The sequence below is a fragment of the Streptomyces sp. NPDC026589 genome (assembly GCF_040638385.1).
In the GTDB taxonomy this organism is placed as follows: Bacteria; Actinomycetota; Actinomycetes; order Streptomycetales; family Streptomycetaceae; genus Streptomyces.
Map to the genome: position 1 here is coordinate 13,441 of NZ_JBEZYG010000011.1, position 17,944 is coordinate 31,384.

Annotated in this window: 17 protein-coding genes and 1 pseudogene; 10 read left to right on the forward strand and 8 right to left on the reverse strand. The window is 71.1% G+C overall.

Annotated features, from left to right (window positions below):
• Positions 1-9: 9 nt before the first annotated feature.
• On the reverse strand, positions 10-1,470 hold the full coding sequence (locus tag AB0F29_RS19860; protein WP_361873722.1) for an MFS transporter: 1,461 nt from the start codon (positions 1,468-1,470) through the stop codon (positions 10-12).
• Positions 1,471-2,003: 533 nt separating this feature from the next.
• On the opposite strand from AB0F29_RS19860, the gene AB0F29_RS19865 reads away from it, so the two are divergent.
• The 4 genes from AB0F29_RS19865 (at position 2,004) to AB0F29_RS19880 (ending at position 6,809) form a co-directional block, all read left to right on the forward strand.
• Positions 2,004-2,657: a helix-turn-helix domain-containing protein gene (locus tag AB0F29_RS19865; RefSeq protein ID WP_361873724.1), complete on the forward strand. Its 654-nt coding sequence runs from the start codon at positions 2,004-2,006 to the stop codon at positions 2,655-2,657.
• A 373-nt stretch (positions 2,658-3,030) separates the two neighbouring features.
• Positions 3,031-4,479: an MFS transporter gene (locus AB0F29_RS19870; protein ID WP_361873726.1), complete on the forward strand. Its 1,449-nt coding sequence runs from the start codon at positions 3,031-3,033 to the stop codon at positions 4,477-4,479.
• 149 nt (positions 4,480-4,628) lie between these two features.
• Positions 4,629-5,513 carry a glycoside hydrolase family 19 protein gene (locus AB0F29_RS19875; RefSeq protein WP_361874089.1) on the forward strand — a complete coding sequence of 295 codons (885 nt, stop codon included), beginning with the start codon at positions 4,629-4,631 and terminating at the stop codon, positions 5,511-5,513.
• Between the two features lie 414 nt (positions 5,514-5,927).
• Positions 5,928-6,809, forward strand: coding sequence for a glycoside hydrolase family 19 protein (locus AB0F29_RS19880; protein WP_361873728.1), 882 nt, complete (start codon positions 5,928-5,930; stop codon positions 6,807-6,809).
• 116 nt (positions 6,810-6,925) lie between these two features.
• Here AB0F29_RS19880 and AB0F29_RS19885 read toward each other — a convergent pair whose 3' ends face one another.
• The gene (locus AB0F29_RS19885) at positions 6,926-7,663 is read right to left on the reverse strand and encodes a hypothetical protein (protein WP_361873729.1); all 738 of its coding nucleotides are present in this window, start codon (positions 7,661-7,663) and stop codon (positions 6,926-6,928) included.
• 89 nt (positions 7,664-7,752) lie between these two features.
• A complete protein-coding gene (gene dnaN / locus AB0F29_RS19890) occupies positions 7,753-8,877 on the reverse strand; it encodes a DNA polymerase III subunit beta (RefSeq protein WP_361873731.1) in 1,125 nt (374 codons plus the stop codon).
• 397 nt (positions 8,878-9,274) lie between these two features.
• Between dnaN and AB0F29_RS19895 the strand changes: the two genes are divergently transcribed.
• The gene (locus AB0F29_RS19895; RefSeq protein ID WP_361874091.1) at positions 9,275-10,735 is read left to right on the forward strand and encodes a helix-turn-helix domain-containing protein; all 1,461 of its coding nucleotides are present in this window, start codon (positions 9,275-9,277) and stop codon (positions 10,733-10,735) included.
• Positions 10,736-10,765: 30 nt separating this feature from the next.
• Here the strand turns inward: AB0F29_RS19895 and AB0F29_RS19900 are convergent, their stop codons facing one another.
• Both AB0F29_RS19900 and AB0F29_RS19905 read right to left on the reverse strand, forming a co-directional pair.
• Positions 10,766-11,284 (reverse strand): DUF1203 domain-containing protein, encoded by a 519-nt coding sequence (locus tag AB0F29_RS19900; RefSeq protein WP_361873733.1) that lies wholly within the window; start codon positions 11,282-11,284, stop codon positions 10,766-10,768.
• An 87-nt stretch (positions 11,285-11,371) separates the two neighbouring features.
• Positions 11,372-12,370 (reverse strand): transcriptional regulator, encoded by a 999-nt coding sequence (locus AB0F29_RS19905; RefSeq protein ID WP_361873735.1) that lies wholly within the window; start codon positions 12,368-12,370, stop codon positions 11,372-11,374.
• 140 nt (positions 12,371-12,510) lie between these two features.
• Between AB0F29_RS19905 and AB0F29_RS19910 the strand changes: the two genes are divergently transcribed.
• Complete coding sequence (locus AB0F29_RS19910; RefSeq protein WP_361873737.1) at positions 12,511-12,891, forward strand: hypothetical protein; 381 nt, start codon at positions 12,511-12,513, stop codon at positions 12,889-12,891.
• A 90-nt stretch (positions 12,892-12,981) separates the two neighbouring features.
• On the opposite strand, the gene AB0F29_RS19915 is transcribed toward AB0F29_RS19910, so the two are convergent.
• Together AB0F29_RS19915 and AB0F29_RS19920 are read right to left on the reverse strand one after the other, a co-directional pair.
• On the reverse strand, positions 12,982-13,218 hold the full coding sequence (locus AB0F29_RS19915; RefSeq protein WP_361873739.1) for a DUF397 domain-containing protein: 237 nt from the start codon (positions 13,216-13,218) through the stop codon (positions 12,982-12,984).
• On the reverse strand, positions 13,215-14,051 hold the full coding sequence (locus AB0F29_RS19920; protein ID WP_361873741.1) for a helix-turn-helix transcriptional regulator: 837 nt from the start codon (positions 14,049-14,051) through the stop codon (positions 13,215-13,217). Before AB0F29_RS19920 ends, AB0F29_RS19915 begins: the two co-directional genes overlap by 4 nt.
• A 156-nt stretch (positions 14,052-14,207) precedes the next feature.
• On the opposite strand from AB0F29_RS19920, the gene AB0F29_RS19925 reads away from it, so the two are divergent.
• On the forward strand, positions 14,208-14,615 hold the full coding sequence (locus AB0F29_RS19925) for a hypothetical protein (RefSeq protein WP_361873743.1): 408 nt from the start codon (positions 14,208-14,210) through the stop codon (positions 14,613-14,615).
• On the opposite strand, the gene AB0F29_RS19930 is transcribed toward AB0F29_RS19925, so the two are convergent.
• The gene (locus AB0F29_RS19930; protein ID WP_361873745.1) at positions 14,604-15,221 is read right to left on the reverse strand and encodes a GNAT family N-acetyltransferase; all 618 of its coding nucleotides are present in this window, start codon (positions 15,219-15,221) and stop codon (positions 14,604-14,606) included. The genes AB0F29_RS19925 and AB0F29_RS19930 overlap by 12 nt on opposite strands.
• Before the next feature lie 274 nt (positions 15,222-15,495).
• Here AB0F29_RS19930 and AB0F29_RS19935 point away from each other — a divergent pair, with 274 nt between their 5' ends.
• The 3 genes and pseudogenes from AB0F29_RS19935 to AB0F29_RS19945 form a co-directional block, all read left to right on the forward strand.
• Positions 15,496-16,152: a DsbA family oxidoreductase gene (locus AB0F29_RS19935; protein WP_361873747.1), complete on the forward strand. Its 657-nt coding sequence runs from the start codon at positions 15,496-15,498 to the stop codon at positions 16,150-16,152.
• A gap of 1 nt (position 16,153) precedes the next feature.
• Positions 16,154-17,272: an NADH:flavin oxidoreductase gene (locus AB0F29_RS19940; RefSeq protein WP_361873748.1), complete on the forward strand. Its 1,119-nt coding sequence runs from the start codon at positions 16,154-16,156 to the stop codon at positions 17,270-17,272.
• Between the two features lie 139 nt (positions 17,273-17,411).
• Positions 17,412-17,723: pseudogene (locus AB0F29_RS19945) on the forward strand (nucleoside deaminase); the annotation flags it as partial.
• Positions 17,724-17,944 lie beyond the last annotated feature (221 nt).

Below are 17,944 nucleotides of genomic sequence, written 5' to 3' on the forward strand. Positions count from 1 at the left end.
CTCTCCCGTTCACCGCCGCACCGGTTTCGGTGACGGCTCCCGCGCGGCGGATTCCGGTTGTGCCGCGCTGTCCTTGGCGAGGAGTACGGCGATGAGCGCGGCGCCGAGAACGAGCAGCCCGGCGGCGATGGTGAGCGTCAGGGAGAACCCTTCCGTCGCCGCGCGCAGCGGGCCGACGGAACCGGTCAGCTCCTCGCTGCGCCGGGTGGCCACGGAGACCAGGACGGCCAGTCCCACGGCGCCGCCGATCTGCTGCACCGAGCTGAGGACGGCCGAGCCGAGGCCGGCGTTCTCCTCGTCGGTGCCGGAGACCCCGGCGATGGCGAGGGCGGGGAAACCGAGGCCGGAGCCGAAGCTCACCACCAGCATGCCGGGCAGCACGCCGAGCGCGTAGCTGTCGTTCGGCGACACCCCGGAGAGCAGCAGGAGCCCGCCCGCGCTGATCAGGAACGCCAGTACCAGGGCCCACCGCAGCCCGAGCCTGACCGCCAGGCGGGAGGAGCACCAGACGCCGGTGAGGATGCCCGCGCCGTAGGGCAGAAAGCCGAAGCCGGCCTTGAGCGGCCCGTATCCCAGCACTGTCTGCAGATGCAGCATCAGCAGGAAGGACAGGGAGAAGAAGGCGGCGGCGAAGAGCAGGCCCGCGGCGTTGGACACCGCGCGGATCCTGACGGAGAGGAAGGACAGCGGGATGAGCGGATCCGCCGTGCGTGCCTCGACCAGGAGGAAGAGCGCCCCCAGGGCGATGCCGAGCAGCAGCGGCACCACGACCGACAGGTCGCTCCAGCCCGCATGCTCGGTCTGGAGGAGGGCGTAGACCAGGGAGACGACGGCGCCGGTGCCCAGCAGCGCGCCCGGGACGTCCAGCCGGGTGGGGCGGTCGGTGCGGCTCTCGCCGACCAGGCGGGGCAGAAGCACCAGGGCCAGGGCGGCGACCGGCAGATTGATCAGGAAGATCCAGCGCCAGGACGCCAGTCCGGTGAGCGCCCCGGAGATCACCACCCCGGTGGTGCCGCCCAGACCGGCGATGGCGCCCCAGATGCCGAGCGCCTTGGCGCGCTCCTTCCGGCCGGGGAAGAGCAGGGTGATCAGCGCCAGGGCCGCCGGGCTGGCCATGGCCGCGCCCGCTCCCTGGGCGAACCGTCCGGCCACGAGCTGCCAGGGTTCCTGGGCGAGGCCGCAGAGCAGGCTCGCGGCGCCGAACAGGGTCACGCCCCAGAGGAAGACCCGGCGGCGGCCGATCAGGTCGCCGAGGCGGCCGAAGAGCAGCAGCAGTCCGCCGAAGGCGAGGAAGTACGCGTTGGCGACCCAGGTCAGGTCCGTGGTGCTGAAGCCGAGGTCGCTCCTGATGCTGGGGAGGGCGACGTTCACGACGGTGTCGTCCAGCACCAGCATGAACTGGACGAAGCAGAGAACGACGAGTGCGGCCCGCCGGCCGCCGGGCCCGGCGGGGGCGGAGGCCGCTGTCATACGGAATCGCCCTGGCAGCCGGAGAGCCGGCGGCGGGGGATCTGGCGGGCGTGGTCCCGGCGGCTGCTCGGGGTGGCGGGTGTTCTCGTGCGGTCGGGGCGCCTGTGGCGGAGGTGAGTGGTCATCACTAACTGACGCTAGGGAGGGGGTGACATCGACCGCAATACGTTCCCCGGCCAAGATACCGGGGGCGGGTATCCGGCCTGGAGGGTTTCCGGTTGCGGAGGGGTTTCGTGGGGGTGCGACCCCGCAGGGTCCGACGCTGGCGGGGAGGGGGTGGAGTGGCCGGCGGGGCGGGCCGACCGGGCTGGGGGCGCTGTCCGCTGCCGGCAGTCGTTTTCGGCCAGTCGGGGCTCGGCGGGCGGGGCCTCTCCATCCTCGCGGCGGTGCGGCGAAGCCCGTGCGTGCGGTGGCCCCGCGCGGTGTTCCTACTATGGGTGCGGAGTCGACAGAAGGGACCTCCACCCATGGGTACGCGGGACACCGGGGCAAGCACCAGGAGCTCACGTCCGCGGCGCATGGGCCGGCCGCCCATGGCCGACCGGGAGGCGATCATCGCCGCGGCGCTCGGCATCGGGTTCGCCCGTCTCACGATGCCGGCTGTCGCCGAGCGGCTGGGGATCTCCCACTCGACGCTCTACCGGTACTTTCCCAGTCGCGACGCGCTCGCCGCGGCCGCCGCCGACCGTGCCGTGGACGCGATCGCGTGGCCCGAACCCGAGGACGACTGGCGAGCCTTCCTCACGGCGACCGCGTGGGCGCACTGGCGGTTGTTCGCCGCCCACCCCGGGCTGGCGCAGGAGGTCACCGCGCTCCGCCTCACCGGCCCCGGGCTGGTGGGGCGTGAGAACCGGACCGGGGTCGCGCTGCTCGGCTACGGGTTCTCCGCCGATGACTCGGTGCTCATCATGGACATGCTTGCGGAGCTGGTCACCCAGGCGTTCCTCGCCGTCCTTCCGCAGGGGGGTGACGGTGGCCCCGAGTCCGCTGACGGCTCCGACGGCGGGGCCGCCGCGGCGATCGAGGCGGTCCGCGAGCGCCGTCGTCAGCTGATCGGCCCGTGGATGCACACCTTCGACCCGCGACTGCGCGGTGTTCTGGCCGCCGCAGTCGCGGGCTCGCCCGCGGCCTGGTTCGAGCGCAAGCTCGATCTCTTCCTGGACGGGGTCGCCGTCCGCCGTCACTGAGCCGGCCGTACGACCGGGGCCGTCGGGCCCCGTCACCACCGCGCCTTTCAGCATGCTCCCAACTCCCTTGTGATCAGACCTCGGCAACTTTCCGACAGCGTGTTATAAAGTATGCGTCATAAGGTGCTCGGCCCGTACCCACAGGTGCGGACCGGCCACCGGCCACTGGCCTGCACAGGCCCCGGCCGCCGTGCCCCGCGGCCCGCCGGTACGGACCGTCACATCTCACCGGGAGCGTTGACCGCGCATCAGCGGCTCTCCGGCGAACCGCGCTCCGGGCCGACGCGCCTCCCGAGCCCCTGCCGGGAGTCTCACTTCGGCGTGCCCGGCGCCGGCCGGCGCCCCGTCACGCCGCCAACCCAAGCGAGGACCGATGTCAGACTCGGATGTCCGTGAATCCGGAGCAGAGCGAGGAGCAGAGCGACCGGCGGCCGACGGGGGCGACCCCCGGCGCTGGCGCGCTCTGTGGATCATCGTCGCGGCCCAACTGCTGGTCGTGCTCGACGCCTCGGTGGTCAACATCGCCCTGCCGTCGGCCCAGGCGGCACTGGAGATGTCGGACTCCAGCCGCCAATGGGTGGTCACCGCCTACTCCCTGACCTTCGGCGGGTTCCTCCTGCTCGGCGGGCGGGTGGGCGACCTCAAGGGGCGCAAGAAGCTCTTCATCGCGGGGCTGATCGGCTTCGCGGTGGCGTCCGCGGTCGGCGGCTTCGCCGTGAACGAGGCCATGCTGCTGCTCGCCCGCGCCGCCCAGGGCGTGTCCGCCGCCTTCCTGGCGCCGGCGGCGCTGGCCCTGCTGACCACGCTCTTCACCTCGGACGCGGAACGCGCCAGGGCCTTCGGCATCTTCGGCGCCGCGGTCGGCACCGGCGGCGTCGTGGGCATGATCTTCGGCGGAGTGCTCACCGAGTACCTGTCGTGGCGCTGGTGCCTCTGGTTCAACGTTCCGGTGGTGCTGCTGCTCATCGGTCCGGCGATGCGTGGGCTTACCGAGAGCAAGGGGGCCGCGTCCTCCAGGCTCGACGTGCCCGGGACGCTGACTGCGACGCTCGGCGTCGGGTCGCTGATCTACGGCATCTCCGAGGCGGTCGAGGTCGGCTGGCTCGGCACCGGCACTCTGGTGTTCGGCGGCGCCGGGCTGCTGATTCTGGCCCTCTTCGTCGTGATCGAGCACCGGTCGGCCGAGCCGATGATGCCGCTGCGGATCGTGCTGAACCGGGTGCGGGGCGGCGGCTACCTCGTGGTGGTCCTCATTGCGAGCGGCCTCTACGCCTACTACCTGTTCCTCACGTACTTCCTCCAACTGGTGAAGGAATACTCGGCGTTGATGACCGGCCTGGCCTTCGTGCCCATCGGCGTCGGCATCCTGTTCGGCTCCATCGCCACCGGCAGGGTGCTCGCCGGGGTGAACGCGCGCACCGTCATGATCGGCGGGCTGCTGCTCGGCGCGGCCGGGTGCGCACTGACCGGCACCATCCAGCCGGACACCGGCTTCTGGGCCGTCCTGTTCCCCGCGCAGCTCCTGATCGGCCTCGGCATCGGCGCGGCGCTGACGACGGTCATGAGGCTCACGCTGGACGGGGTGGCGCCGGAGGAGAGCGGGGTGGCCAGCGCCCTGACGAACGCGACCCGGGAGATCGGCGGCGCGATCGGCATCTCGGCGCTGAACGTGGTCGCGATCTCCGTCGCCGGCGGCGGCACCGGGAACGCGGCCATCACGGACGGCTATGCGGCGGCGTTCCTGGGCGGTGCCGGGCTGTTGCTGCTGGCGGTCCTGATCGTCGTGGTCATGGGCCGGTCGCGGACGACCGCCACCGGGTAGGCCCGATCGGGCCACCCGTCGGCCCGCCTGGTCTAGACCTTGACAGGTCCAGACCAGGCGGGCTTGGGTGGTGGCCCGTCATGTCGGCCTGCCGGGATGCTCGGTGTGCCGCGCCGAAGGAGTGAGCAGCCCTGAACCGCATCGATCGCATCGCTCGTGCCAAGAGGTTCCTGACCGTCCCGGCGGCCCTGGTCACCCTCGCCGCCGCTCTCGTGACGGCGGCCCCCGCAGCGTCGGCCGCCGCCCCCGCCGACAGGCCCTGCGCACCGCTCCACAGCGCCTCGGCCGACTACCGCGCCGGGGACACCGTCTCCCACCACGGGCGCAACTGGAGCGCCAAGTGGTGGACGCGGGGCGAGAATCCGGGGGCCGGGTCCGCCTGGTCGGACCGGGGCGCCTGCACGGGAGGGGTGTCCGACTTCGTCATCAGCGAGCAGCGGTTCGACGAGATCTTCCCGGACCGCGACCCCTTCTACACGTACCAGGGCCTGATCGACGCGCTGCACGCCTACCCGCGCTTCGCCAACGTCGGTACGCCGCAGACGCGGGCCCGGGAGGCGGCGGCGTTCCTGACGCACGCGGACTTCGAGTCGGTGGGGCTGAAGTACGTCAAGGAGATCAACGAGGCCAACTACTGGCGCAAGTGCGACGACACCCAGCCCTTCGGCTGCCCGGCGGGGCGTGAGGCGTACTACGGGCGCGGCCCGATCATGTTCAGCTGGAACTTCAACTACAAGGCCGCCGGGGACGCCCTCGGGCTCGACCTGCTGAACGATCCCTGGCTGGTCGAGCGGGATCCGTCCGTCGCCTGGGCCACCGCCCTCTGGTACTGGAACACCCAGAACGGCCCCGGCACCATGACGTCCCACGACGCGATGGTCGGCGGCGCCGGCTTCGGCGAGACGATCCGTTCGCTCAACGGGGCTCTGGAGTGCGACGGCGGCAACCCGGGGTCGGTGACCGCGCGGGTGGAGCGGTACGAGCGCATCACCGGCATCGTCGGGGTGGCCCCGGGAGCCGGACTCACCTGCTGAGCCCGTGGGGCCCGTGGGGTGCGAGAGACACATGGGTCACGTGGGGGAGCGCCGGGCGTGCGGGGCGTGCGGGGCGTGCGGGGAGTGCGGGGAGTGCGGGGAGTGCGGGGAGTGCCAACAGGGTCGCGCGTGCCGGTCGCCCGGAACCGTCCGCATGCTGGGCGGGCCGGAAGATTTTACCTTCGGTTCCGTTGGCGTTCGCGGGGGCTCCGGATGGACTCCCTCCGCAATAGCGGCTGTTGAGGGCCCTCTTGACGCGATCGCCCCGGGCGGCGGAGGCCACAACCGGTGGAACCGGCACCTTCTTCGAGGATGGTCTAGACCTTGACAGGTCCAGACCACCCTCGCTTGAGTATCGGCACCCCCACTGCGGCGCAGGCCGGACGTCGCGCCGCGTCCAAGGAGTGTGATCACGTGATCCGACGTGCCATGAGTCTGCTGGTCGCGCTAGCCGCGATCGTCGCGGCGCTCATCGTTCTTCCCGCCACCACCGCGCAGGCAGCCACCTGCGCCACGGCCTGGAGCTCCTCCTCCGTCTACACGAACGGCGGCGCGGTCTCGTACAACGGCCGCAACTACACCGCGAAGTGGTGGACCCAGAACGAGCGTCCGGGCACGTCGGACGTCTGGGCCGACAAGGGTGCCTGCGGCACCGGCGGCGAGAACCCGGGCGAGAACGGCTTCGTCGTCAGCGAGGCCCAGTTCAACCAGATGTTCCCGAACCGGAACGCCTTCTACACGTACAAGGGCCTCACCGACGCCCTGAGCGCCTTCCCGGCCTTCGCCAACTCCGGCAGTGACGAGGTGAAGAAGCGCGAGGCCGCGGCCTTCCTCGCCAACGTCAGCCACGAGACCGGCGGGCTGTTCTACATCAAGGAAGTCAACGAGGCGAACTACCCGCACTACTGCGACACCACGCAGTCGTACGGCTGCCCCGCCGGCCAGGCCGCCTACTACGGCCGCGGCCCGATCCAGCTGAGCTGGAACTTCAACTACAAGGCCGCCGGTGACGCCCTGGGCATCAACCTCCTGGCCAACCCGTACCTGGTGGAGCAGGACCCGGCCGTGGCGTGGAAGACCGGCCTCTGGTACTGGAACACCCAGAACGGCCCCGGCACCATGACCCCGCACAACGCCATCGTCAACAACGCCGGCTTCGGCGAGACGATCCGCTCGATCAACGGCGCCCTGGAGTGCAACGGCGGCAACCCGGCGCAGGTCCAGAGCCGCATCAACAAGTTCACGCAGTTCACCCAGATCCTCGGCACCACCACCGGTCCGAACCTGAGCTGCTGACGGCTCCCACGCACCTCACCGGCCCGTGAGGGCTGCTGAGGGGCCCTGAGGACCCCATCCGAAACGGGGGTGCGTCCGGCTCGCGCCGGGTGCACCCCCGTTTCGGCGTCCGGACATCAGGCGCGGTTCAGTGCCGCCCGGAGCGTGACCCCGTGGTGCAGCCGCAGTTGGCGCAGCTCGGCGTAGGACAGGGCGGTGACGGAGAGCGGCGGGCCGACGAGGAAGAGGACGCGGAGCAGCACCGGGATGCCGGACATCGGCGGATCGGCGAGCTGGATGACGAAGAGCGTCCACACCAGGAACGGCGAGACCAGCGGGGGCAGTGTCTCGTGGACGTCGGAGAGGCGGAAGACGGTCACGACCGCGAACGCCGTGCCGATGATCAGGAACAGGGCGGCCACGCCGTAGGACGGCAGGAGCACCAGCATGGTCAGCAGCATCGGCACGATGTCGAAGTCCTCGACGGCGGTGCGCCCGATGGCGGGGCTGACCACGAAGGCCAGGTAGTAGACGCCCGCCAGGGTGCCCACGGCCGTGAGCGGGCCCGCGATCCGGCTCAGGTAGAGGCCCCGGTGGGCGCCTTCGGCGGCCAGTATGAAGACGAACAGGATGACCGGCACGGCGAAGACCAGGATCGTCGCGGCCAGGATCAGTTCCTCGAACTTCGCCCGCAGCGGGTCGTCCGCCGATCCCCAGTAGGCGATGGTGACCCAGATGACGGCGACCGTCCCGACGAGGGAACGGGCGACCTGGAGTGCGGTGATCGTCTCGTCGACGATCCGGTCGGCGCGTTTCGGCTTGAACACCATCAACGCCGCCTGGAACAGCCGTGCGAACAGCTCCTGTCCGTTCATGTTCGCCCCCGTGACTCGACATGGCTTGCTGTGACTCCGCGTGACTCTCAACAGCGTCTGAGCATAGTGAGGTTGATGAGCACTCGCCCTCACGCCAACTGCGGCTTCACCGACATCAGCAGGTGCCGGTGGACGTCCGTGCCCGCCTCGTCCGTGATCATCGCGCGCTGAGCGGCCCCCAGCAGCAGGAGCCGCAGGGACGGCTCCGTGAAGGAGGCCAGGGCGTCCGCCAGATAGCCGGGGTTGAAGGCCACGGTCAGCTCCTCGGCCCCCTCCAGGGTGGCCGGCAGCCGCTGGGACGCCACGTCGTCCTCGTAACCCGCGCGGAGTGTTACGGAGGCGTCGGCACGGGAGAAGGTCATCTGCACCGGGCTGTCACCGTCGGCGACGACGGAGACCCGCTTGACGGCCTCCGTCAGCCGGACCCGGTCCACCACCGCGACGGCCGGGTCCGCCATCGCGAACAGCTTCTCGTGGCGCGGCAGCCGGCCTTCCAGCAGCCGCACCGTGGTCCGCATCCCGGAGTGCTCGAAGCCCGCCGAACCGGCGTCCAGAGCGACGCTCACGAGCCCGGACCGGCCCAGTGAGCGGGCGATCTCGGTGAGGCGGCGGGCGGAGACGATGACGTCGGCGGTCTCGCCGGGCGTGGTCGCCTTCCACGGGAGGGTCCGTACGGCGAAGCGGTACCGGTCGGTCGCGGCGAGCGTCATCGTGTCGCCGTCGAACCCCAGCCGGATCCCGGTGAGCGTGGGCAGCGTGTCGTCGCGCCCCGCGGCCACCGCCACATCGGCCACGGCCGCCGCGAACAGCCCCGCGTCCACCGCGCCCCGGAGCTGCGGGAGCGGGGGCAGAGCGGGGTAGTCGTCCAGCGGCAGCACGGAGAGGCCGAACCGGGCCCCGTCGCCCGACACCGTGAACCGCGAGCCCTCCACGGAGCACTCCACGGGCCCCTGGGGCAGCACCTTGCAGATGTCCAGCAGCCGCCGCCCCATGACGAGCACCTTCCCGGGCCGCACGACCTCGGCGTCCACGTCGATGCGCGCGGACGCCTCGTAGTCGAGCCCGGAGATCCGCAGGGGCCCGCCGCCCTCGCCGCCACCCTCCGTGTCCAGCAGCAGCCCGCCCAGGACGGGAACGGGCGAGCGCACGGGCAGGACACGGGCCGCCCAGGACACGGCGTCGGTCAGGGCACTGCGTTCGATCCGGAACTCCATGGGGACCTTTCCTGGCGCGTCGAAAGCCGGAGCCGGAGGCCGGCTCCCATGACAACGACGATAAAAGGCACCACTGACAACGGGCGCGGGGCGGGAGCCGACGACAGCGACCACCCCCGTGGGCCGCTGCCGCCGCGTTCTCCCGTACCCCACGCCCCGTGTCCCCGCGCCCCCGCGCCCCCTGTTCCGGAGCCGTCCCCCGACGGGCTGGAACACGTTCGGACCATAGAACGCAGGGTAGGGAGACGGGAGATTCAATGCGCCCAGTGGGGCGGCCGCCGGGGTATCGGTCCGCACAGTCAGTCCTGCGGGGCGGGCCACCGGCGCCACGGCCGTGTCCAGGGCGGGAACGGGGAAACAGGTGCGAGCACGGGAGCGTGCGGACGACCTTCTGCTGATGCACCGGCTGGCCCGCACCGGCGGAACCGCCGAGCTGCTGCGCTGGCTGGCCGGGCGGGCCGGCGGCTGGGCCGGGCTCGTCGGCCCGGACGGGACGGTGCTGCACGCGGAGGCCCGTACGGCACGGGCGGTGGTCCCCGACATCGCGGGGCTCGTCGCCGAGGGCGCGAGCGCCCTCACGGAGCGCGCGGCCCGGGCGTACTCCCTCGACACCGGCGCGCACACCGCCCTGCTGTTCCCCTTGAGCGCCGACGACCGCGCGGCCCCCGTGCTCGCCGTCGTCACCCCCCGGCCCGTGGCCGCCGGGCTCGCCACGCTGCTGGCGGACGTGGTCCTGCCGCTGTCCCTGTGCCGGCAGGCCGAGGCCCTGGAGCGCAAGCGCCGCCGGGTCGACCTCGCCGAGTCCCGGGGCCGGGAGGCGGTGCTGCACCTGCTGATGACGGGCCAGCTCTCCATCGCCCAGCAGGTCGCCGGTGCGCTGCGCCCCCGGCTGCCCGATCCGGTACGGGTGTGCGTCGTGGAGTGCTCGGGCGACGGCCGTGACGAGGTGGCCCGGGTCTGCGCGGACGCGGACGGCGCCCGGTCCTGGATCGTGCGGTGCCCCGTCTACGCCCGCCACCTCATCCTGGTGATGCCCACGGAGGAGCCGGAGGAGGGGGCCGCCCCGACCGACGAGGCCGTCGCCGCCCGGGTCGACGACTGCGTCGTGGGCGTCAGCGAACCCGTGCCGCTGGCCGACACCGCGACGGGTTACCGGCAGGCCTTCCACGCCCTCGCCGTCGCCCGCGAACTACCGTCCCGTCACGCCCGGTTCGGGACCTCGCCGGACCCCGCGCTCGTCGTCGGACCGGCCGGGCGGCAGTGGGCGCACGACCTGCTGACCCCGCTCCTGACCCATGTGCCGCGCCGCGCGCAGGACCCCGGGGCCCAGGAGCTGGCGGCCACGGCCGGGTCCTGGCTGGCGTTCTCGTCGCACGCGACCAACCACCTCAAGGTCCACCGCAACACCCTGGCCGCCCGGCTGCGGCTCATCGGCGAGCTGCTCGGCCTCGACCTGCACCGGCTCGCCGACCAGGCCGCCCTGGACCTGGCGCTGCGCGTCCGCGCCACCCCCGCCCCGGCGTGCGCCCCCGAGCCCGCCCCGTACACCCCCGCCGGGGCCGGTACGCGAGAGGCGGCGCGGGCGCTCGACGAGGTCCTGCGCCGCCCTGCCGTACGGCACTGGGCCGACCAGCAACTGGCCCCCGTCCTCGGGGCTGAGGAGACGCTGCGCACCTGGCTGCGCTGCGAGGGCCGCCTGGGCCCGGCCGCCGCCGAGCTGGGCATCAGCGTGCCCGGCGCCCGCAAACGCCTCACCCGGCTCGAAACGGTCCTTCAGCGCTCGCTGCTCCGGCCTCCGAGCGCCCGTTACGACCTGTGGCTGGCGCTGAGGGCCCGCGACTTGGGGGCGGCGACCTGAGGGCCGTCCCGTCTTACGCCCGCGGGCAGTTCACTGCTCCTTGGCGGCGGGCCGTCGCACCTCGAAGTGGAAGCATCCGTACTCCAGTGCCCTGACGTGTACGAGCACCACGTCCGGGTCGTTGAACGCGTCGTCGAAGGCCGCGTCGAAGCCGGCCGTGGCGTCGGCCGGGATCTCCAGGAGGCGGCCGCCCGCGATATGGCCCCGGGCGTCGTAGCGGCGCACGGTGCGCAGGGCTCCCGGCCGGGCGAAGGGGTAGCCCTCGCCGGGGGTGAACCCGCCGCAGTCGTCGGCATGGATGAAGACCGGACCCTGTTCGTCGTACGCGCCCGGGTCTGCGCCGCTCAGGTCGGCCCAGCGGCGCAGAGGGGCGTAAGAGACGAGGGCTATCCGCTCGCCGAGCGTGATGGGGCGCAGGCAGCAGCGCAGCGGAGAGCCCGCGTCGTCGCCGGTCGCGATGTACGGGGCGCAGGGGCGGCCCGCGTCGTCGAGAGCCCGCAGTTCCTTCAGGACGGCCGGGTCGACAGGGAGCACGGTGTAGGTGGTCATGCGCCCATGCTGAAGCGGCGCACGGGCGGTTGCTGGCAGAAAACGGACGTCGCGTTGGTGCGCGCCCGGGCAGAAGACCGGCAGTCGTCACTCACCGCACCACGAGCCGCGCCGCCGCCCCTGCGCCACCTCACGCCCGAGCGGGGTCAGGGCGTGCACCACCTCGCAGCCCCTGCGCGTACTGGTGATGAGCCTCGCCTTGCGCAGCACCGACGCGTGCTTGCTCGCGCTCGCGATCGACACACCGATCCGCACGGCCAGTTCGCCCGTCGAGCACGGTGAGGACAGGGCGCACAAGGCCATGGCCCTTGTCCGGCCCAGCAGTTCGGGCAGGCCGTCGAGGCCGTCGAGGCGGTCCGCGCAGTCGGAGCGACGGCTCGCGGGGTAGACCAGAACGGGAGGGAGGCCGGGGTCGATGAGCGTGATGGGACGTCCTGTGCAGAAGAAGGACGGGATCAGCGCGATACCGCGACCGCGCAGGTGGAGGTCGCCGTCGCGCGGATAGTCGGCGACCAGGGTGGGCGGCTCCCAGCGGATGCAGGGCGACAGCGTGCTCAGCAGCCGTTCTGCGCCCCCTTCCAGCAGATCCCGGCTGTGGTGCGCGCGGTGGTTGTACACCGCGCCGTCGATCAGGTGCCGTTGTGGGGCCAGGAGTTCGCTGAAGTAGACGGTAAGGGCCGTGTCGAGCTCCTGCCGGGCAGCGCGGTCACCTTCCGCGAGCCGCCGGAGCCGGTCGGCCGGCTTCCGCTGCGTGCAGCATGCTGCTAGCTCGGCGCGCACGCGTTCCGCCGGCGTGGCGAGAATCAGGTCACGGGCGACCTCCATTCCGCCTCTGTGGGGTGGGGTCAGAAAGTCGGGGAATTTCCCTCGGGCCGGCACCAGCGTGGTGAGCAGGCGGATCGGCTCTCTCAGATCGCTTCTGGCCAGTCGGCTGCGGACGTGCTCCAGCCACGGCGCGTGGTCGGGGGCGGGGCGTGGTGCCTGGAGTGCGTGCAGGCTGGTGACCAGTTCCCACATGGGGTCGGGGCGGGGAGCCACCGTGATGCGTGTCAGGTCGTCTGCTGTGAAATGGATACGGAGTTCCATGGATCCCCCGAATGAACACATCCGTTTGACGTGCGATGAAAACCCTTGGACCCGTCTTCACGGGCTTCTTCATCATCGTTGGAGAAGCTCCTAAAGGAGCGATGCAGAACCCAAGACCGACCAGATGGGGGAAAACGCGCATGCGTCAGTTTCAGAGAAGCATCAAGAGGACAGCGATGGCCGCCACGGCGCTCGCCACCGGTGCCGTACTCACGTTGGGCGGATCGGCCACCGCGGTGGAGGCGGCAGCCACGATCCACGGCTGCCCGTCCGGGGCGGTCTGTCTGTATCCCAACGCGAGCTGGAACGGCGACCGGCCGAGCCACGCGTTCTACTCGTACGGGACCCACAGGATCTACGACCAGATCGGCATGAAGCGCTGGTTCAACAACCAGACCGGCGGAGCCAAGGCGTACCGGTGCACGGGCTCCAACGGCACCGGCTGCGGGGGCAACCAGGCGGCCGGCACGTACTACGACTACGACTTCACGCCGATCAACTCCGTGAAGCTGGCCGCGTGACGGAGTCGCGCCTTCCGTGAGCGGTCTGCCTCCTGGCGTGGTGGTGATGCACGCCAGGAGGCGGGCCGTCGGGGCGGTGATGCCGGGCTGTCAGCCCGTCCAGCCGAGGAACGCGGACCAGGCGTCCGGCGCGACGGCGAAGGCAGGCCCTTCGGGCACCTTGGAGTCACGGACGTGGACGGCGTGGGGGCAGGTGGCGACCTCGACGCAGTTGCCGCCGCCTGCGTTGCTGTAGGAGGACTTGTGCCAGTCGAAGGCGACCTCGATGCAGTCGCCGCCGCTGCCGCTGCTGTAGCTCGACGTGAACCATCGGAGGGTGCTACTCATACCGCTACTCCTGCCAACCGCTTGATGAGGTCCAGCGATTCACGAGGACCCAGGGCCTGTGCCCGGATCATCGCATAGCGCCGGGCGTAGGTGCTGACCTTTGCCGGGTCGCTGATCAGCAGGCTCTCGTCCTGCGCCTCCAGATAGACGAGATGCTCGTGCGCCGGGGTCTCCACCAGGTTCATTTCGCCGTGACCGGCCGCGTACTCCCCGTGCTTCCCGGCGTCCAGCGGCAGCACCAGCAGCGTGACATTGCGGCGGCGGGCACATTCCATGAGGTGGAGCAGTTGCTCCCGCATGATCTCCTCGTTGCCGATGACCCGGCGCAGGACGGACTCGTCGATGACGATCTCGATCATGGGGAGCGGGTCCCGGTCGAAGAGAGCCTTGCGCTCCATCCGCAGCTGGACCAGCTCCTCCACGCGCTGCTCGGAGAGCGGCGGGTACGCGCCACCGATCAGCGCGCGTGCGTAGGCCTCCGTCTGGAAGAGTCCGTGGATGACGGTCATGGCGAACAACTGGAGGCTGACCGCCCCCTGCTCCAGCAGCGCGTAGTCCTGGAACTGGAGCGGATACCTCTCCATCCGCATGTACCGCCGCGCGCTCTCGAACATGGCGGTCCCGTTACTGAACACCCGTCCCAACTCGACCAGCATCGCGTCGCTCGCGGGCTGCGCGCACGTCTCCATGGCGCTCACGGCCGCTGCCGAGTAGCCCAGCTCCAGGCCGAGCTTTTCCTGTGTCCACCCCCGCTGGATACGCATCGTCCGGGCCACTTCCGCCACCATGAGGGCCATCGGGCTCGCGGTCTGCTTGTTCTCAGCACTCGCCATTACGCGATCTCTTTTCGACTCAACCGAACTCAACCGGTCATTACTCGAAGTCGTTGAATTCCACCCCACTTCACAGAAGTTCGAGCAGGTCAACGGCTGTGCGACGCACCTCGGCAGGTACAGAGAACGCTAGGTGATCGGGGTCACAATCGTCTCGTGAACGCACTTAATGGTGGGCTGAGGGCCGAGTGGATTCCGGACTCCGGATTTCACCTTCGCAAGGCGGGCGTGCAATTCGACGCCGTCCGCGTGGACGGCGACGACGGGCGGCGGCTGGCCGACCTGATGGAGGAGTTGGTCGGCGGCGAACCGGGACCCGTCGTCACCGAGTCGAACGGCCGGCGCGGGGTGTACTTCCTCGTGCCGGCGGGCTCGACGGCCGGGCGGCCGTGGCCGCGTGTGGTGACGACGTTCAACGGGGCCACGGGACGGATCAGTTACGTCCCGGTACCCGCTCTGGGGGGTGACACCTGGCCGCTGGCGTGGCGGTACCCGCCCACCCGCGCGGGGCGGTTCGTGCACACGCTGATCCTGTTCAACGCCGCCTACGCGTTACTGAACTGAGCGACCCAGAAACGTCACGGGCCCCGCGTCCGGAACCGCGATCTCGTGGAAGCCGACGCGATCGTAGAAGGCGCGGGCCCGGGTGTTGACGGTGAGCATGCCCAAGTGGACGGCCGTGACTCCCTGTTCGTGCAGGGCGCCCAGGAAGGCCTCCATGAGTCGTCGCCCGTGTCCGGACCGCTGGTGGGTCGGGAGCAGGTCGATGTGCAGGTGGGCCGGATAGTCGGCCAGCTCCGGCACGATCATCCGCTCGGGGTCGTGCATCAGGGCGGTCATCTCCTCGGCCCGTGAAGCGGGTTGGCGTACGGGGGCCGGGTAGCGCTCGGCGAGGCCGGGGAGCCATTCCGCGCGGTAGCGGTCGACGAAGGACGCGGTGTCCGCCGTACCGAGGATGTAGCCGACCGCGCGCCCGCCGTCCTCGACCACGAACGCCAGCTCCGGCTCCAGGGCGGCGTAGGGCGCGGCGAAGATGTTCGGCAGCAGGCCCGGGTCCGGGTAGAGGTGGCGGGCGTCCCCGCCCTCGTGCCCCGTGCGTACGCAGATGTCGAAGAGGGCCTCGCGGTCCTCGGGGCGGTACGGGCGCAGCACAGGCGACGGAGAATTCATGCGCGGGATCTTGCAGGTGCGGGAGCGCTCCCGCAAGGGGTTGCCGCTCCTTGTCGTCGATCTCGCTGCTTGCCGCCGTCGCTCCCGTCGCTCCCGTTGCTTGTGGCGCCGGCGGCCGGTTCCGGTCAGCTTTCCCGGGTTGCCGTCTCGACCGACGGCGGGGAGGCTTGACATAAAAGTGCATGATCGTGCAACCTTCTGGGCGTCCGTCAACTCCTGCCGCACCGTCGGGGGATGTTGTTGCTTGCGCGATCAATGACCTGGAGGTCGGCGCGTGGCTGAACCCGTGAAGATCAAGATCTGGTCCGACTACGTCTGCCCCTTCTGCATGCTGGCCGAAGGCCCGCTCGAAGAGGCGATCAAGAACTTCGGCGTCGAGGTGAACGTCGAGTGGATGCCCTTCGAGCTGCGTCCCCACCCCCAGCCCACCCTGCGGCCGGAGGACGAGTACCTGCCCAGCATCTGGGAACAGGCCGTCTATCCCATGGCCCGTCGTCTGGGCGTCGACATCACGCTTCCCGCCGTCTCTCCCCAGCCGTACACGGCTCTCGCCTTCGAGGGCTATCAGTACGCGGCCGAGCACGGCCTCGGGACCGCCTACAACCAGCGGATGTTCCGCGCCTTCTTCCAGGAGAGCCAGGACCTGGGGCAGATCGACGTCCTCGTCGCCCTGGCCGCTGAGATCGGTCTGGACGAGGCCGGGTTCCGGGCCGCGCTGGCGGACGGCACCTATCGGGCCCGGCACCAAGAGGCCCTGCGGGAGGCGGCGGCCCACCGCGTGCAGTCCGTTCCCACCATGCTCGTCGGCGACACCCGGATCGAGGGAGTTCCGCGTCCGGCCCAGTTGCGCAAGGCGATTCTGGACGCCCAGGCACAGCGGGCGGAGGGCGACGTGTACGGCGCCTCCTGCGGCATCGACGGGAGCTGCTGAGATGCCCGCCATGCATCCCGCCCGGCACCACGCCGCCCATCCCGCGCTCAACGCCTGCCGGTTCGCGGGGATGGAGCTGTGCAACAGATACGCCGTGGCCCCCATGACCCGGGTCTCCGCGACCGAGGACGGCCGGGCCACCCCGGACATGGCCGCGTACTACACGGCGTACGCCGAGGGCGGCTTCGGGCTCCTGATCACCGAAGGGACCTACACCGACCGGGCCTTCAGCCAGGGCTACCTGCACCAGCCCGGCGTCACGGACGAGGCGCAGGCCGCCGCCTGGCGGCCTGTCGTCGAGGGAGCGCATGCCGCCGGCGCGCGCGTCGTCCTTCAGCTGATGCACGCCGGGGCCGTCTCGCAGGGCAACAGGTTCCGCGACCGGGCCGCCGGCCCGTCGGCGGTACGGCCATTGGGTGAGCAACTGGCCAAGTACCGGGGCGACGGCCCCTGGCCCGTGCCGATGGAGATGGCCCGCCGCCAGATCACGGAGGCCGTCGACGGCTTCGCCGCCGCCGCGGTCCGCGCCCGCGACGTCGGCTTCGACGGGGTGGAGATCCACGCCGCCAACGGCTATCTGCTCGACCAGTTCCTGACCCCGTACACCAATCTGCGCACCGACGAGTACGGCGGGGGAGTCGAGGAACGCCTGCGGCTCGTACGGGAGGTGACGGGCGCGGTCAGAGACGCCGCCGGGCCCGGTTTCCCGGTCGGCGTGCGGCTCTCGCAAGGGAAGATCAACGATCCCGCCTGGCGGTGGCCGGGTGGGGTCGCCGAAGCGGAAGCGGTCTTCACGACGGCCGCCGCGGCCGGGGCCGACTATCTGCATCTCGCGGGGAGCGGACGGGACTGGTTCCCGGAGGGGCGGACACTGCCCGCGCTCGCCCGGTCGGTCACCGGACTCCCCGTGATCGCCAATGGCGGGCTGCACCAGGAAGCCGTGGCGCGGCGCGTGCTGGACGAGGGGCACGCCGACGTCCTGGCCGTCGGGACGGGCGCGCTGGCCAACCCCGACCTGCCGCGCAGGGTGGCCGCGGGGACGGTCCGGGCCGCGTTCGACCCCCAGTTGCTGGAGCCGCTGGCGACTCTGGACAACGCCCGTGCGCACGCACACGCTTGACAGTGATTACTTGCACATGCAAGATTAGTTCCCGCAGGGCAAGTTGCCGACGGGGGATTGCGGAGGCGTTTGCTTGCATGTGCAGGCAAATGGCTACGCGAAATGAACGACGCAGGGCAACTCGGGAGGTGAACTGCTGATGGGTACACACGAAAGCGAACTGCTGGGCTACGCCCGCGAGGCGGTCCGGATCAGCCGCGAGCACGTCGCGCAGGGCGGTATCCCCTTCTCCGGCGTGGTCGTGGGCGGTGGACGGATTCTGGGGACGGGCTTCAACCGGGTCCGCGAGGACAACGACCCGACCGCCCACGCCGAGGTCGTCGCCCTCAGGGAAGCCGCCACCACGTACGGGATCCACGCCGTGGCGGGCGCCACCCTGTTCGCCTCCGGCGAGCCCTGCGCCCTGTGCTACCTGGCGGCCCGGTTCGCCGGCATCGGTCACATCGTGCACGCCGCCGACCGCAGGACCGCCGCCCGGTACGGCTTCGACTACACGAGTTCGTACGCCGTCTTCGCCGAGGACCCGGAGAACTGGCCCATCGAGGTCACCGCGCTGCAACTCCCGGAGGCCGAGCAGCCGTTCCAGGACTTCCTCACCCTGAGTCGCCCCCGCGCTAGCCACCGGACCTCCGCGCTTCCCGCTCGCCCGCTTCCCGCTCGCCCCGCACTTCC

Bases quoted from the DNA above. Each gene is read 5' to 3' on its own strand.
- AB0F29_RS19910 (WP_361873737.1), top strand. From the start codon at position 12,511: ATGCGTCAGTTTCAGAGAAGCATCAAGAGGACAGCGATGGCCGCCACG.
- AB0F29_RS19905 (WP_361873735.1), bottom strand. From the start codon at position 12,370: ATGGAACTCCGTATCCATTTCACAGCAGACGACCTGACACGCATCACG.
- AB0F29_RS19865 (WP_361873724.1), top strand. From the start codon at position 2,004: ATGGCCGACCGGGAGGCGATCATCGCCGCGGCGCTCGGCATCGGGTTC.
- AB0F29_RS19870 (WP_361873726.1), top strand. From the start codon at position 3,031: ATGTCAGACTCGGATGTCCGTGAATCCGGAGCAGAGCGAGGAGCAGAG.
- AB0F29_RS19940 (WP_361873748.1), top strand. From the start codon at position 16,154: ATGCCCGCCATGCATCCCGCCCGGCACCACGCCGCCCATCCCGCGCTC.
- AB0F29_RS19900 (WP_361873733.1), bottom strand. From the start codon at position 11,284: ATGACCACCTACACCGTGCTCCCTGTCGACCCGGCCGTCCTGAAGGAA.
- AB0F29_RS19915 (WP_361873739.1), bottom strand. From the start codon at position 13,218: ATGAGTAGCACCCTCCGATGGTTCACGTCGAGCTACAGCAGCGGCAGC.
- dnaN (WP_361873731.1), bottom strand. From the start codon at position 8,877: ATGGAGTTCCGGATCGAACGCAGTGCCCTGACCGACGCCGTGTCCTGG.
- AB0F29_RS19860 (WP_361873722.1), bottom strand. From the start codon at position 1,470: ATGACAGCGGCCTCCGCCCCCGCCGGGCCCGGCGGCCGGCGGGCCGCA.
- AB0F29_RS19920 (WP_361873741.1), bottom strand. From the start codon at position 14,051: ATGGCGAGTGCTGAGAACAAGCAGACCGCGAGCCCGATGGCCCTCATG.
- AB0F29_RS19885 (WP_361873729.1), bottom strand. From the start codon at position 7,663: ATGAACGGACAGGAGCTGTTCGCACGGCTGTTCCAGGCGGCGTTGATG.
- AB0F29_RS19930 (WP_361873745.1), bottom strand. From the start codon at position 15,221: ATGAATTCTCCGTCGCCTGTGCTGCGCCCGTACCGCCCCGAGGACCGC.
- AB0F29_RS19895 (WP_361874091.1), top strand. From the start codon at position 9,275: ATGCACCGGCTGGCCCGCACCGGCGGAACCGCCGAGCTGCTGCGCTGG.